This is a genomic window from Phenylobacterium sp. (genome assembly GCF_004297125.1).
Classification (GTDB): Bacteria; Pseudomonadota; Alphaproteobacteria; order Caulobacterales; family Caulobacteraceae; genus Phenylobacterium.
This window is the reverse complement of the sequence record NZ_SCVD01000021.1, coordinates 113,015-127,289: the sequence shown is the minus strand read 5'-3', so window position 1 is coordinate 127,289 and position 14,275 is coordinate 113,015. Positions and strand designations below refer to the sequence as shown.

Below are 14,275 nucleotides of genomic sequence, written 5' to 3'. Positions count from 1 at the left end.
TCTATAGCGCCTCGCCCTTCAGCAGCCGGGGCAGATCCCCCACCGCGCCGCCGGCCTCGTGCATGAAGAAGCGCCGGGCCGGCGCCACGCGGTTCACCGCCGCCATGCCGGCGCCGCGGGCCAGGCGCAGCAGCGGATTGTCGTTCGAGAACAGGCGGACGAAGGCGTCCATGCCGGCCGACAGGGTCACGGTGTCGAAGCGGCGCCAGGCGGCGTAGCGCTCCAACACCACCTCCGAGCCGATGTCCTCGCCGACACGCAACGCATCCACGAGCACTTCGGCCAGGGCGGCGGCGCCCTTCAGCCCAAGGTTCAGCCCCTGGCCCGCGATCGGATGGACGCCGTGCGCGGCGTCGCCCAGCAGGGCGGTGCGCGGGGCCGTGAACCGCTCCGCGAGCTGCAGGCTCAGGGGATAGGTGAACACCGGCCCCTCCACCGTCAGCCCGCCCAGGAAGTCGCCGAACCGCCGCTCCAGGTGCGCCTGGAAGATCTCCGGCCGCGCCGTCTTCAGCGCCGCGCCACGCGCGGTGCTCTCCGTCCAGACCAGGCTGGCGCGATCGCCGGTCAGGGGCAGGATGGCGAACGGCCCGCCGGGCAGGAAATACTCATGGGCCACGCCCTCGTGCGGCCGTTCCATCCGCACCGTCGCCACCACGCCGGTCTGCGAATAGTTCCAGCCGATGGCGCCGATCCCCGCCTCCGCCCGGATCACCGAGCCGCGGCCCTCGGCGCCAACCGCCAGCGGTGCGCTCAAGGTCCGGCCGTCCGCCAGGGTCACCTCGGCCGATCGGGCGCCGAACACGGCTTTCGTCACCCGGGCTGGCGCCAGCACCTCGATCCCCGCAGCCTGGACGGCGGCGGCGAGCACGGCGCGGGTGTGGCGGTTCTCCAGCAGATAACCCAGCGGCTCGCCGTCGGACCGGTCGGCGATCTCGGCTGAGTCGAAGCGCAGGAAGAACGGCGACGGCCCGCCCGCCGCGGCCCCGGGGGTCGTGCCGTCGGTGACCAGGATCTGCTCGATCCGCTGCGCGTGCGGGTCCAAAGCGTCGGCCAGGCCCAGCGCGCGCCACTGGCGGTAGGCGGCGTAGGCGATGGCCGAGGCGCGCCCGTCGAAGGTGGGCGCAACCTGGGCGTCGAAGGCCACCGGGTCGATCAGCACCGGCTTCAGGCCGGCTCGCGCCAGCGACAGGGCGAGTGTCGCCCCGGCGATCCCCGCGCCCGCGATGATGACGTCGGCATCCTGGCTCATGACGCGGATAGGCCACGAACCCCGCCCTGCGTCCAGACGCCACGACTAAAGTTGGACCCTGCCGTCCAATCTTCACTTGCGGCTAACCGGGGGCGGGCATATCTCCCGACATGTGGGGTGGACCGCTGGGTCCATTTTTCGGGCGAAGGACTCAGCGTGATGGCCGGCAGACTCAAGGGCCGCATCGTCCCCATCGCCGCGGGCGGACTGGCCGCCTTGGCGGTCGCCGTGGGCGGCGGCTTCTGGTGGATCGACAAGCAGAAGTACGAGACCACCGACAACGCCTTCGTGGCCGCCGACAAGGTCACCGTCGCGCCGCTGGTGGACGGCTATGTCGCCGAGGTGCTGGTGGACGACAATCAACCTGTGAGCCCGGGCCAGGTGCTGGTGCGGATCGATCCAGCCACGCTCAAGGCTCGCCTGGCCCAGGCCGAGGCCAATGCCCAAGCCCTCGAGGCCGCCGTCGCCGCCGTGGACGACAAGGCCCGGCTGGAGCAGGCGATGATCGCCCAGAAGGCCGCCATGGTGGACAGCGCCCACGCCGAGGCGAGCCTCGCGGACGCCGAGATGAAGCGGTACGGCGCCCTGGCCCAGTCGGGCTGGGTCTCTCCGCAGCGCGCCCAGACCGCCCGCAGCGTCCAGCAGCAGGCTGCCGCCGGCGTCGGCCAAGCCAAGGCCGCGCTTGAAGCGGAACGCCGCGCCGCCCAGTCGCTGGGCTCCGCCCGCGACCAGAGCCTGGCCCAGGCCGCCGCGGCCCGCGCCGCCGCCGAACAGACCCGCATCGACCTTTCGCGCACCGAGATTCGCGCGCCGGTGGCCGGCGTCGTCGGCGCCCGCGCCGTCCGCATCGGCCAGTACGTCCGCCCGGGCGGCGCCCTGATGAGCATCGTGCCCCTGGCCGACGCCTATGTGGTGGCCAACTTCAAGGAGACCCAGGTGTCCCGCCTGCGGCTGGGCCAGCCGGTGGAGATCCATGCGGACGCCTTCGGCAAGGACGTCATCAAAGGCAGGGTCGCCAGCTTCGCTCCTGCCACCGGCGCCGAGTTCGCCTTGATCCCGGTGGAGAATGCGGTGGGCAACTTCACCAAGATCACCCAGCGCCTGCCGGTCCGCATCGCCATCGACCGTAACCAGAAGCTGGCCGGGGGTCTGCGCCCCGGCCTGTCGCTGAAGGTCAAGGTGGACGTCACCCGCGACACGGGCCCGTCGTTCGCCGAGTCCGGCCAGACGCCGGCCCGTTTCGCCCGCCAGGGCGCGCAGAACTAGTCCGGCGGCCGTTGTGACAGACGCCGTCCTCCATCCGGATTCCGCCCAGGCCAGGACGCCCGGCGCCCCGGTGATGCTGGGCTCGGACGGCGCCCACGTGAACTGGGTCAAGGTCTTCCTCGGCTTCGGCGGGATGGTGATCGGCCAGTTCATGGCCATGCTGGACATCCAGATCGTCGCCAGTTCGCTGGTGCAGATCCAGTCGGGCATCGGCGCCACGGCCGACGAGATCAGCTGGGTGCAGACGATCTACCTGTTGGCCGAGGTCGTGATCATGCCGCTCACGGCCTACCTGACCAAGATGTGGGGCACGCGCCCCTTCTATGTCTTCGCGGTGCTGGGGTTCATCCTCACCTCCGTCGCGGTGGGCCTTTCCTCGTCCGTCGGCATGATGATCGTGTTCCGGGCGTTCCAGGGCGTTTTCGCCGGCGCGATGATCCCGCCGATCTTCGCCACCGCTATGACCCTCTTCCCGCCCGAGCGCCGGATCACCGCCAATGTCATCGTCGGCCTGATCGTGACCCTGGCGCCCACGGTCGGGCCCACGCTCGGCGGGCATCTCACCGATGCGCTGAACTGGCGGTGGCTGTTCTTCATCAACGTGCCGGTGGGCGCACTGGTCGTTTTCCTGGTCTGGCGCTACGCCGACTTCGACAGGGGCGACCCCAGCCTCTCGAAGGGCATCGACTGGTGGGGCCTGGGCCTCATGACCGTCTTCCTGCTCTCGATGCAGTACGTGCTGGAGGAGGGGGCGGACGAGAGCTGGTTCCAGGATGACCTCATCCTCTGGCTGACGGTGATCGCGGGCCTCACCGGCGTGGCGTTCATCTGGCGGCAGCTTGCCTACTGGCAGCCGATCGTCTCGCTGAAGCCCTTCCGCGACCGCAACTTCAGCCTGGGCATCGTCATGACCTTCGTGACGGGGATCAGCCTGTTCGGCGGCACCTTCCTGCTGCCGATCTTCCTGGGCCAGGTCCGGCACTTCTCCTCGGCAGAGGTCGGAACCACCATGCTGGTGTCCGGCCTGGCGATGTTCATGAGCGCGCCGATCGCCGGGCGGATCGTGCGCATGATGGATGCCCGAATCTCCATGGTTGGGGGATTCGCCCTCGCCGCCTGGGCGATCCAGCTGGGCGCGCGGGTCACCGACCAGTGGGGGTTCTCCGAGTTCTTCGTCCTGCAGGCCGCCCGGGGCCTGGGCACCATGATCGCCATGATCGCCGCCCAGCAGATGAGCGTCTCCACGCTGCCGGTCTCGATGATGAAGGATGCTTCGGGGCTGATAAACCTGGTCCGCAACGTGGGCGGCGCCATCGGACTGGCCGTGCTGTCCACCATCCTGACGCACCAGACCGCGGTCCACTATGCCGACCTGGCGGCGGCGGTGAACACCGCCAACCCCACCAGCCAGGCGATGCTCGAGGGGCTGACGCAGATGATGTCCGCCGGCGGCATGGCCGATCCGGAGGCCGGCGCGCGGAAGGCCTTCTTCGGGATGATCCACCGCCAGGCTTCGGTCCTGAGCTTCGGCGACGCGTTCGCCTTCCTGGCCCTGGGCTGCTGGGCCGCGGTCGCCCTGGCGCTCTTCGCCAAGCCCGGCAAGGCCATGCCCGCGCCGCAAGGCGGGGGTCACTGATGGCGCGGGTTGCGGGCCAGATCGACGTTTCCAAGAACGAGGCGATCCTCGACGCCGCCATCGAGGTGATGGCCGAGCGCGGCCTCGGCGCCTCCATGGGCGAGATCGCCCGCCGGGCCGGAGTCTCGAAGCAGACGATCTACAACCACTACGGCTCCAAGGCCGAATTGGCGCGGGCCATGTCCGAACGCCGCGCCCACGAGGTCAGCGAGGTGCTGGGCGCCCCCGGCGCCATCGACCGGCCGGAGGAGGCGCTGGCGGCCTATGCGCGGCTTCTGATGGTGGCGGTGCTGAACGCCCGCAGCATGGCGATCTACCGGATGGCGATGATGGCGGCCGTGACCATGCCCGACGTGGCCAGGGCGATCTACGAGGCCGGCCCCAAGGCCAGCCGCCGGCACCTGGCCGACTTCCTGCGCCTGGAGAACGCGGCCGGCCGGATCGACGCCCCCGACCCGCTGGAGGCGGCAGAGTTCTTCGCCGGCATGGTGCTGGGACGTTTCCAGAATCCCGCCCTGCTGGGCGTGAGCGTCGACCTCACCGACGCGGAGATCGAGCGCGTGGCCAGGGAGGCCACGACCCGGTTCATGCGGGCCTATGCGCCCTAGCTAGCCCTCGACGCCCTCGTCGTCCGAGAAGCCCATGATGTGGAAGCCGGCGTCCACGTGGATGACTTCGCCGGTTGTCGACCTCCCGATGTCGGACATCAGCCAGAGCGCCGCGCCGGCCACGCCCTCCATCGAGGTGTCTTCCTTCATGGCCGACAGCGAGCGGCCCTTGGCCAGCATGCCGCGGCCCCCGGATATGCCGGCCAGGGACAGGGTCTTCATGGCGCCGGGCGACAGGGCGTTCACCCGGATCCCCTTGGGCCCGAGATCGCGCGCCGCGTAGCGGGTCGCCGCCTCCAGCGCCGCCTTGGCCACGCCCATGGTGTTGTAGTTCGGGATCGCCCGCTCGGAGCCCATGTAGGTCAGCGTCACGATGGAGCCGCCGGTCTCGGGCATCAGCTCGGCCGCGCGCCGGGCGCAGTCCACGAAGCTGAACGCCGAGATATTCATGGCCCGCAGGAAGCCCTCGCGGGTGGTGTTGTCCACGAAGCTGCCCTTCAGCTCGTCCTTGTTGGCGAAGGCGATGGCGTGGAGGAAGAAGTCGATTTGTCCGAACGCGCTCTTCACCGCCCCGAAGGCCTCGTCCATCGAGGCGTCGTCGGTGACGTCGGCGGCGACGATCAGCTTGGCGTTCACGCTCTCGGCCAGCGGCGTCACCCGCCGCTCCATGCCGGGCAAGTGCATGAAGGCAAGCTCGGCGCCCTGGGCGGCCAGCTGGCTGGCGATGCCCCACGCGATGGACTGGTGGTTGGCGACCCCGGTGATGACGCCCCGCTTGCCCTTCATCAGGGTCCCGGTCGGCATCTGGTATTCGTCGGCCACGTGGTGCTCTCCCATCCGTCGTTGGCGGTTTGTGGCCGATCAGCCGCCGGGTGTCATCCCCCGCTGAGCCGCCAGCACCTCTGCCGGGTCATGCCCAAGGGCCCGAATGCGCGCCTCCCAGCGCTCCATGGCGCGGTCGTAGTAGTCGAGGATGCATGGGTCGCAGCCGCGCTGGCAGCATTCCTGCGGGCCGGGCTCCTGCGGCGGGCGCGGCAGGTCGGCCACCGCCGTCAGACCCGCGACATCACCAGGCAGCCGTTGGTGCCGCCGAAGCCGAACGAGTTGCTCATCACTGTGTTCAGCGTCCGGTCCTCGCGCTTTCGCACGATCGGCAGGTCGGCGAAGGCCGGGTCCAGGTTCTCGATGTGGGCGCTTTCGGCCACGAAGCCATTGTTGAGCATCAGGAGCGAATAGATCGCCTCCTGCGCCCCCGCCGCGCCCAGGCTGTGCCCGGTCAGGCTCTTGGTCGAGGAAATCAGCGGGGCCTTGTCGCCGAACACGGCGCGGACCGCCTCCATCTCCTTGAGGTCGCCCACCGGCGTCGAGGTGCCGTGCGGGTTCAGGTAGTCGATGCTCCGGCCGTCCGGGTTGGCTAGGCGCATGCAGCGCGTCGCGCCCTCGCCCGAGGGGGCGACCATGTCGTAGCCGTCGGAATTGGCCGCGTAGCCCACGATCTCGCCGTAGATCTTGGCCCCGCGCGCCTTGGCGCGTTCGTATTCCTCGAGCACCACCACGCCCGCGCCGCCGGCGATCACGAAGCCGTCGCGGTCGCGGTCATAGGCGCGGCTGGCCACGGCCGGAGTCGCGTTGAAGTTCGAGCTCATGGCGCCCATGGCGTCGAACATGACGCTCAAGGTCCAGTCCAGCTCCTCGACGCCGCCCGCGAAGACGACGTCCTGCTTGCCCATCAGGATCTGTTCGTAGCCGACCCCGATGCAGTGGGCCGAGGTGGCGCAGGCCGAGCTGATCGAGAAGTTCAGGCCGCGGATCTTGAACCAGGTGGACAGGGTCGCCGAGGCGCCCGAGCTCATGGCCTTGGGCACGGCGAAGGGGCCGACCCGCTTTGGGCCGCGCTCGCGCGCCGTGGCCGCGGCCTCGACGATCGTGCGGGTCGAGGGCCCGCCCGAGCCGACGATCAGGCCGGTGCGTTCGTGGGAGACCTCGTTCTCCTCGAGGCCCGAATCGGAGATCGCCTGCTCCATGGCGATGTGGCCATAGGCCGTGCCCTGGGCCAGGAACCGCGCCGCCCGGCGATCGACCATCGACTCCCAGTCGATCGACGGAGCCGCATGCACCTGGCAGCGGAAGCCGAGCTCGGCATACTCCGGGGCGGCGCTGACGCCGGACTTTGCCTCGCGCAGGGAGGCCAGCACCTCATTGGTGTTGTTGCCGATGGATGAGACGATGCCCATTCCGGTCACGACCACGCGCCGCATCACACGCACTCCCTCCGACTGCCGCCCGGCTCAGACCAGGTCTTCGGGTTTGAAGAGGCCGACCCGCAGATCGCTCGCTTCATAGATGGGCTTGCCGTCGGCCAGCAGAACCCCATCGCCCACGCCCATCACCAGTTTGCGCATGATCACGCGCTTCAGGTCGATCTTGTACGTGACCTTTGTGACCTTTGGCGTCACCTGGCCCGTGAACTTCACTTCGCCCACGCCGAGCGCGCGGCCTCGGCCCGGCGCGCCGGACCAGCCCAGGAAGAACCCGACCAGCTGCCACATGGCGTCCAGGCCCAGGCAGCCGGGCATGACGGGGTCGCCGATGAAGTGGCAGCCGAAGAACCAGAGGTCGTCGCGGATATCCAGCTCGGCCTCGACGTAGCCCTTGCCGTGCGCGCCGCCCGTCGCGGTGATCTGGGTGATCCGGTCGAACATCAGCATCGGCGGGGCCGGAAGCTGGGCGTTGCCCGGCCCGAACATCTCGCCACGGCCGCATGCCAGGAGCTCGTCGAGCGTGTAGCTTGAGGGCCGTGTCGCCGCGTCGTTCATTCGAGGAAGCCTTGAGTTCTTAAGAGGGGCCGGGCCTACCACAGGCGCACGGGCGGCCTCAACGACATTGCAGGGCTTCCGCCGTGCCCCACAGGGTCCCTTCGCGCACCCAACCGGACGCGCCGTCGGCCTTCACCTTGCACCAGCCCTTCTCGCAGCGGACGAGGGAGGCCATGGCGCGAACGTTGAGGAAAGCGGCCGGTTCCGCCCCGGGTTTCGGCCTGCGCAGCAGCGGCACGGGCCGGTTTCGGCTGTTGATCACCGCGCGGCGGCCGTCGGTGACGCGCTTGTGCACCCAGGCCATGCCGCCTTCCGGATCGCAGACCCGGCGCCATTCCGCTGTCTCGGCCACCACCTGCACCGGCAGGCCGCGCGTGCTGTAGACCCACAGCAGGCGATGGTCGTCGCCCGGCCCCGCGCGGGCGTTCACCTTGCCGAACTTCAGCGTGACGTAGCGCGGCACCGGATAGCCCGACGGCGTCGGGCGGTCGGCGGCCGGGGCGGCGCCCGCCGCGACCATCGAAACCGCCAATCCGAGCGCCGCAAACGCCAGCGGCCGCCTCTGCCGTGCCTTCAATCCGAGCCCTTACCTCTGAATGCGACCAGCCTCGCCTTGGCCGTGCCGAGCCCCTTTGCTAAGGGTTCGACAAGTCGCGCGCCCCAAGCGGCGCAGGAAACGCACCCTTTTTCCCGTAGGCACATGCCCGCCCGCAAGCCGAAAGTCATCGTCACGCGCAAACTGCCGGACTCGGTAGAGACCCGGATGCGCGAGCTGTTCGACACCGAACTCAACGTTTCGGACGAACCCATGAGCCGCAAGGCGCTGATCGAGGCGGTCGGCCGCTGCGACGTGCTGGCCTCCACCATCACCGACAAGATCGACGCCGGCCTGATCGAGAAGGCGGGCGACCGGCTCAAGCTGATCGCCAACTTCGGCGCCGGGGTGGACCACATCGACGTGGCCGCCGCCAACGCGCGCGGCATCATGGTGACCAACACGCCCGGCGTGCTGACCGAGGACACCGCCGACCTGACCCTGGCGCTGATGATGGCCACCCTGCGCCGGATGATCGAGGGCGCGGCCGCCGTGCAGGCGGGCGAGTTCACCGGCTGGGCGCCGACCTGGATGCTGGGCCGGCGCATCACCGGCAAGCGGCTGGGTATCCTCGGCATGGGCCGGATCGGGGCGGCCGTCGCCCGCCGGGCCAAGGCCTTCGGCCTGCAGATCCACTACCACAACCGCAAGCCGGTCAGTCACGTCGTCGCCGACGAGCTGGGCGCGACCTACTGGGACAGCCTGGACCAGATGCTGGCGCGGGTGGACATCGTATCGGTGCATGCGCCCGCCACCCCGGCGACCTTCCACCTGCTCTCGGCGCGCCGCCTGAAGCTGCTGCAGCCGCACGCCATCGTGATCAACACGGCGCGCGGAAGCATCATCGACGAGCATGCGCTCACCGAGCTGCTCGCCGAGGGGAAGATCGCCGGGGCCGGCCTCGACGTCTTCGAGCACGAGCCCCGGATCAATCCGAAGCTGCTCAAGATGCCCAATGCGGTCCTGCTGCCGCACATGGCCTCGGCCACCGTCGAGGCGCGGGTCGATATGGGCGAGAAGGTGATCATAAACATCAAGACCTGGATGGACGGCCACCGCCCGCCCGACCGGGTCCTGCCGCAGATGCTCTGATCAGCCCCGCCGGGCGGCGATCACCGTTCGCAGACGGTCCATTTCGCCCCGGTCGATCACTCCGTCGCCGTTCTTGTCGCCGAAGTCGAACAGGCGCGCAGGACCGTTCACGAACTCGGCCCGGCTGAGGCGCCGGTCGCGGTTCTCGTCGAGGCTCTGCATGGCCCGGTCCAGCTTGTCGCCCGCCCGCTTGCGGACGATGCGTGGCAGGTCGTCGTCGGAGAAATAGCCGTCGTCGTTGCGGTCCATCTTGGCGAACCGCGCCCGACGGGCGTCGATGAACTCCGCGCGGCTGATCGCGCCGTCCCGATTGGCGTCGGATTGGGCGAGCAACTCCATAGGATCGGGACGGTCGCGCGCCGCCGCTGGCGCGGCCAGCGCCGCCCCCGCGAGGAGGGCGGCCGCCAGCGTCTGGATGGCGCGCATCTCAGTCGGCCCGCGGCCAGGTGCGCGACCGCGACCAGCTGTCGCCCGAGCCGGTGACGCCCGAGCGGTTCACCGTCACACCGTCCTCGCCGAACGAGACATCCTTCGTGCCCGTGACCGAACGGCCGCCCGAGCCGGACGCGCTCCGGGTGCGCGTATAACCGTCGTCGGTCCGATAGAGCGTGCTCCACCCCGACTGGCTCATGCCGTTGTTGAAGGTGCGCTGGCCCTGGCGGGTGACGGCGCCGTCACCCCAGCTGGCCGAGCGGCTGGCGGTGTAGCCGTGGCCGAACCGGCCCTGGACCGAGCGCGACTGGCTGCGGCTGCCGGCCTCGGCCGCAGTGGCCGCGAAGCTCAGGGCCGCACAGGCCAGAAGAAGGACTTGGGAACGCATGGGGGGAACTCCGTTGTTGAGGCCTGGAATGTCCGCCACCCACTTGGGCGTCCCATGAACCCCGGAATACGGTCTGTGACGAAGTGTATCCGCGCCGGTTTGCGGCTTCCGCCGCGCCCATCGGTCTGCGAACTAGTCGGCGAGCGCCTGTGATGTCCGAAAACACCCTCATCGCCGTCGTCGAGGACGATCCCGAGATCCGGGCCCTGGTCAGCGGCCTGCTCGCCCGCGAGGGGTTCCAGGTGGCCGCCTGCGCACATGCGGCCGAGCTGGACCGGGTGCTGGAGAGGCGGCGCGTCGACCTCGTGCTGCTCGACCTCATGCTGCCGGGCGAGGATGGCCTGTCGATCTGCCGCCGGCTGCTGGGCGCGCCGGTGGCCACGCCGGTGATCATGGTTACGGCCAAGGGCGACGATATCGACCGCATCCTCGGATTGGAGCTGGGCGCCGACGACTATGTGGCCAAGCCTTTCAATCCGCGCGAACTGGTGGCCCGCGTCCGAGCGGTCCTGCGGCGCACCCGCGAGGCCCACAGCGTCGCCCGGCCCATGCCGCGCGAGACGTACCGCTTCGCCGGCTGGACCCTGGAGGCCGCGGGCCGACGCCTCGTCGATCCAGAGGGGACCGACGTCGACCTGACCGGCGGCGAGTTCGATCTGCTGATGGCGTTCCTCACCCATCCCCAGCGGGTGCTCAGCCGCGAACAGCTGCTCGACTGGACGCGCGGACGCGACGCGACGCCATTCGACCGCACCATCGACGTCCAGCTCAGCCGCCTGCGCCGCAAGCTCGGCGACAGCTCCCGCCAGTCGGTGATGGTCCGGACGGTCCGCGGCGGCGGCTACCTCTTCGCGCCGGCGGTGGTCCGCATCTGATGCCGCGGCTGACCGACAGCCTCACGGTGCGGCTCGCCGCGGTGATGGTCGCGGGGCTGGTCCTGTTGCAGGCGGCGGTCGCCGCCGTGGTGATCTGGCCCGACGGCCGGCCGATGGTGTTCCGGCTCCCCCCGCCCCGGGACGCGGCGGCCATGGCCCGCGCCCTTGAAGCCTCGCCGGGCGACGTCCGTCCGCTGGTTCTCGAAGCCCTGAACCAGGGACCCATGTCGGTCCAGCTCTTGCCGGGCTTCCCCATCGAACCCCCCGGCGCCATGGCGAACCGCGCCCCGCGCCTGCGACGGCTGTTCGACGGCTACGCCCGCGCCCTCGCCGAACGCCCCTTTCGCGTGCAGGTCCGGCGCGACACTGACGACGGCCAGGGCCGCCTCGGCCCGGTGCGCCTGCTGGTGCAGCTGCGGACCGGCGAGGTGATGATCGTCCAGCGCGACCAGACGCTGGTGCAACGCTTCAGCGAACGCGCATTCCTGCTGGCCGCGGCCGCCCTGGCGGTCATGCTGGGGGTGCTGGCCGTCAGCCTGCGGACCATCCGGCCGGTCGGCGCCCTCGCCCGCGCCGCGCGCGGTCTCGGCGACGACGTCAATGCGCCCGACCTGCCGGTCCGGGGCGTGCGGGAGGTCCGGGCGCTCTCCGAGGCGCTGAACGCCCTGAAACATCGGGTGCGCGGCCTGCTCGACGACCGCACGCGGATGCTGGCGGCCATCGCGCACGACCTGCGCACCTACCTGACCCGGCTGCGCCTGCGGGCCGAGTTCATCGCCGATCCCGACCAGCAAGCCCGCGCCATCGCCGACCTGGAGGAGATGGGCCAACTGGTGGACGATGCGCTGCTGTTCGCCCGGGACGCCACGCGTGCGCCTGGCGGCGAGCCGGAGACCCTGGACGTACGCGCCGAGTTCGCCGCCCTGGTCCAGCGGCGCAGCGAGCTGGGTCAACCGGTGTCCGACGCCACCGCTCCCGGCGGGCCGCTGCACGTCCGGGCCTCGCCGATCGCCCTGCACCGGATCCTCGACAATCTGACCGACAACGCGGTCCGCTATGGCGGGAGTGCGTGGCTTAGAGCCTGGCGGGAGGGCGAGATCGTAGCCCTCGCGGTGGAGGACGACGGGCCCGGCGCGCCGCCCGCCGCCCTGGCGCGCCTCACGCGGCCTTTCGAGCGCCTGGAGCCGTCGCGTGGCCGGGGCACTGGGGGCGCGGGCCTCGGGCTCGCCATCGTGGAAGGGCTGGCCGAGAGTCAGGGCGGCAGCCTCACCCTCGAGAACCGGCCCGAGGGTGGGCTGCGCGCCACTGTCCGGCTGAAGTCGGCCTGAGGGTTCAGAACCGCCCGCGAAACCCGACCCGCAGTCCGGTGGTGTCCAGCGCGCCCCGCCCGAAGGTCCCGCCCAACTGGAGGCTGCCCGAGAGCCCGGCCTGCAGCTCGGCCGTCACGCCGACCGCATAGGCGAAGTAGCTGTCGTCCGGCCGGAACGTCTCGCTGGTGAACGAGACCGGCGCGCCGCTGGGCGTGATCGTCAGCCGCTGCGCCTCGTCCAGGAGATCGGCCTCGTAGCTCAGCCGCGCGAACGGCCGGGTCCTCTCCGTCGCGGCCCAGCCCACCTCGGCTCCGAGCGAGGCCGTCAGGCTCTCCACGGTCTGCTTGCCGAAGGTGATCTGGGTGGAGCGCGCGCCGGATTCGGCATAGGTGCCAACGGTGACGTGCTCGTAGCGCAGCCCGGCCAGCGGCCGCACCGTGAAAGCGCCCGCCTGCCGGGTAAGGCCGACCTCCGCGCCGGCCGACCACATCCGCCCGTTGGTGTCGCCGGCCTCGATCCGCTCGGCAGGGCCGAGCACCACCCGCCGCTCGACGTCGTCGAACGCCAGGTCGCCATAGGCGGCGTGCAAGGCGGCGTCGAACGGACCCCGCTCGACCCTGGCGAGGGCCGTCACGGTCACGGTGCGCAGGTCGAACCCGCCGGTGTCGCCGCCGAAGTCGCCATCCGTCTGGCCCCAGCTGAACGCGCCGCCCACGGTGACCCCGGGCCGTACGGTCCGCATGGCGCCGACCGTGGCCGCGGCGGTGTCGCCCTCCAGGCCGCTGGCGCGCGCGCGTGTGTCGATGTCGAGCTGGCCGCCCTCCGCCCAGCCGAACAGCGTCCATCCGCCCCCGCGCGCCGGCTCAGCCCGCCCGAACTCGGCCAGGCCGTCCTGGGTGGAGCGCATGATGGCGTGCGCCGCGAACGGAAGCTGGCCCACCTGGTTCGGGGCGCGGAGGGCCGCCAGCACAGCGTCGCCTTCGATCTCATGCACGACGCCGGTGAAGTGGACGTTGTCCGCGTAGAGGTAGGTGCGGTTGGCGTCGGGCGTCACATAGGTCGCGGGCAGGCAGCGGAACGAGTCGAGCGCCGTGCCGCGACAGGCTCGGTCGGTGGTGTTGACGATACCGAACTCGCCCGGATTGGTCTCGATCTCGGCGATCAGGGCCGCCACGTCGAAATAGAGGACGTTGGCGCCGGTAGCGGCCAGGGCCGACCGGTAGCGGCTGTTGAAAACCTCGAACTTGGGCACGCTCACGGTGACGAGGGTCGCCGAGCCTGCGTCCTCGATTCGCTTGACCTGCGCCGCCAGGTCCAGGGCGGCCTGGTCCAGGACCGCGAGGTCGACAGGCGTGAAGCCGAGGCCGTTCGTCTGGGTGGCGAAGACGTCGTTGCCGCCGCCCTGGATGACCACGAGCATGCCGGGGTCGAAGGTTCCGCCCTTGGCCAGGAAGGCGTCGATCTGGTTGACCACCGGCGTGCGCGGCAGGTCGCCGGGCGCGTCGGGACGGGCCTCCTTCACCCGCGCGCCGCCCTCGGCGTAGTTGTCGCCCCCCGCCACGTGGGTCGTGAGCGGCAGGCCGACGCCGGAGGCGATCACCTCCACCCACACCGGATCTGGGTTGGTGGTGAAGCTGCCCGCTCCGGCGGGCGCCTTGGTCCCATAGGCGCCCCCGTCCGAGATGCTGTCGCCGAACACCACCATGCGGCCATAGGGCGAGGCCTCCTGGGCGGCGGCGGGCGCCGCGAGCGCCAGCGTGGCGCCCGCCGCCAGCAGGCGCGAGGTCAATCGGCGGCGCGGGGCGTTGGGAAAGGGCGGCATAGGGGTACTCCTCACTCGTGGGAGCGGGACCATCCTGCGGCGACGGCGCTGGCCTGTGAGCGGCGCGTGACCGATCGTGACAAACTGTTGCCACCGCTACGCCGGCCCCGGTGCGCCTGGTCGCCATTGACGGGCGCTCGCGCGAGCCTCAAGCATCGGCGTTCAATGAGCCTGGGATTTCCGTCC

15 protein-coding genes are annotated in these 14,275 nt (G+C 70.7%); 6 read left to right on the top strand and 9 right to left on the bottom strand.

Going from position 1 to position 14,275, the window contains the following annotated elements:
• Position 1 precedes the first annotated feature (1 nt).
• Positions 2-1,249: a UbiH/UbiF/VisC/COQ6 family ubiquinone biosynthesis hydroxylase gene (locus tag EPO51_RS13705; protein WP_293351389.1), complete on the bottom strand. Its 1,248-nt coding sequence runs from the start codon at positions 1,247-1,249 to the stop codon at positions 2-4.
• Positions 1,250-1,408: 159 nt separating this feature from the next.
• Between EPO51_RS13705 and EPO51_RS13700 the strand changes: the two genes are divergently transcribed.
• Genes EPO51_RS13700 through EPO51_RS13690 form a run of 3 tightly spaced genes read left to right on the top strand, consistent with a single transcriptional unit; the run spans position 1,409 to position 4,759 of the window.
• Positions 1,409-2,515, top strand: coding sequence for an HlyD family secretion protein (locus EPO51_RS13700; protein WP_293351387.1), 1,107 nt, complete (start codon positions 1,409-1,411; stop codon positions 2,513-2,515).
• 13 nt (positions 2,516-2,528) lie between these two features.
• Positions 2,529-4,151, top strand: coding sequence for a DHA2 family efflux MFS transporter permease subunit (locus EPO51_RS13695; protein WP_293351385.1), 1,623 nt, complete (start codon positions 2,529-2,531; stop codon positions 4,149-4,151).
• Positions 4,151-4,759, top strand: a complete 609-nt coding sequence (locus EPO51_RS13690) for a TetR/AcrR family transcriptional regulator (protein ID WP_293351383.1) — start codon at positions 4,151-4,153, stop codon at positions 4,757-4,759. The genes EPO51_RS13695 and EPO51_RS13690 overlap by 1 nt, the downstream gene beginning before the upstream one ends.
• Here EPO51_RS13690 and EPO51_RS13685 read toward each other — a convergent pair whose 3' ends face one another.
• The 5 genes from EPO51_RS13685 to EPO51_RS13670 are packed head-to-tail and all read right to left on the bottom strand — an operon-like array spanning position 4,760 to position 8,095.
• Positions 4,760-5,581, bottom strand: coding sequence for an enoyl-ACP reductase FabI (locus EPO51_RS13685; RefSeq protein WP_293351381.1), 822 nt, complete (start codon positions 5,579-5,581; stop codon positions 4,760-4,762). It lies immediately after the preceding gene.
• Between the two features lie 39 nt (positions 5,582-5,620).
• Positions 5,621-5,806, bottom strand: a complete 186-nt coding sequence (locus EPO51_RS28055; protein ID WP_363200676.1) for an oxidoreductase-like domain-containing protein — start codon at positions 5,804-5,806, stop codon at positions 5,621-5,623.
• A 5-nt stretch (positions 5,807-5,811) separates the two neighbouring features.
• Entirely contained in the window at positions 5,812-7,017 is a 1,206-nt protein-coding gene (fabB, locus tag EPO51_RS13680; protein WP_293351379.1) for a beta-ketoacyl-ACP synthase I, read from the bottom strand.
• Positions 7,018-7,047: 30 nt separating this feature from the next.
• Complete coding sequence (fabA, locus tag EPO51_RS13675) at positions 7,048-7,575, bottom strand: 3-hydroxyacyl-[acyl-carrier-protein] dehydratase FabA (RefSeq protein WP_293351377.1); 528 nt, start codon at positions 7,573-7,575, stop codon at positions 7,048-7,050.
• A 58-nt stretch (positions 7,576-7,633) separates the two neighbouring features.
• Entirely contained in the window at positions 7,634-8,095 is a 462-nt protein-coding gene (locus EPO51_RS13670) for an SH3 domain-containing protein (RefSeq protein ID WP_293351375.1), read from the bottom strand.
• A 180-nt stretch (positions 8,096-8,275) separates the two neighbouring features.
• Here EPO51_RS13670 and EPO51_RS13665 point away from each other — a divergent pair, with 180 nt between their 5' ends.
• Positions 8,276-9,262 (top strand): 2-hydroxyacid dehydrogenase, encoded by a 987-nt coding sequence (locus EPO51_RS13665; protein WP_293351373.1) that lies wholly within the window; start codon positions 8,276-8,278, stop codon positions 9,260-9,262.
• On the opposite strand, the gene EPO51_RS13660 is transcribed toward EPO51_RS13665, so the two are convergent.
• Together EPO51_RS13660 and EPO51_RS13655 are read right to left on the bottom strand one after the other, a co-directional pair.
• Positions 9,263-9,688: an EF-hand domain-containing protein gene (locus EPO51_RS13660; RefSeq protein ID WP_293351371.1), complete on the bottom strand. Its 426-nt coding sequence runs from the start codon at positions 9,686-9,688 to the stop codon at positions 9,263-9,265.
• A 1-nt stretch (position 9,689) separates the two neighbouring features.
• Positions 9,690-10,082: a hypothetical protein gene (locus EPO51_RS13655; RefSeq protein WP_293351369.1), complete on the bottom strand. Its 393-nt coding sequence runs from the start codon at positions 10,080-10,082 to the stop codon at positions 9,690-9,692.
• Positions 10,083-10,234: 152 nt separating this feature from the next.
• Between EPO51_RS13655 and EPO51_RS13650 the strand changes: the two genes are divergently transcribed.
• On the top strand, positions 10,235-10,957 hold the full coding sequence (locus EPO51_RS13650; RefSeq protein ID WP_293351367.1) for a response regulator: 723 nt from the start codon (positions 10,235-10,237) through the stop codon (positions 10,955-10,957).
• A complete protein-coding gene (locus tag EPO51_RS13645; RefSeq protein WP_293351365.1) occupies positions 10,957-12,285 on the top strand; it encodes an ATP-binding protein in 1,329 nt (442 codons plus the stop codon). Before EPO51_RS13650 ends, EPO51_RS13645 begins: the two co-directional genes overlap by 1 nt.
• 4 nt (positions 12,286-12,289) lie before the next feature.
• Here the strand turns inward: EPO51_RS13645 and EPO51_RS13640 are convergent, their stop codons facing one another.
• Positions 12,290-14,089, bottom strand: a complete 1,800-nt coding sequence (locus EPO51_RS13640) for an autotransporter domain-containing protein (protein ID WP_293351363.1) — start codon at positions 14,087-14,089, stop codon at positions 12,290-12,292.
• Positions 14,090-14,275: the final 186 nt, after the last annotated feature.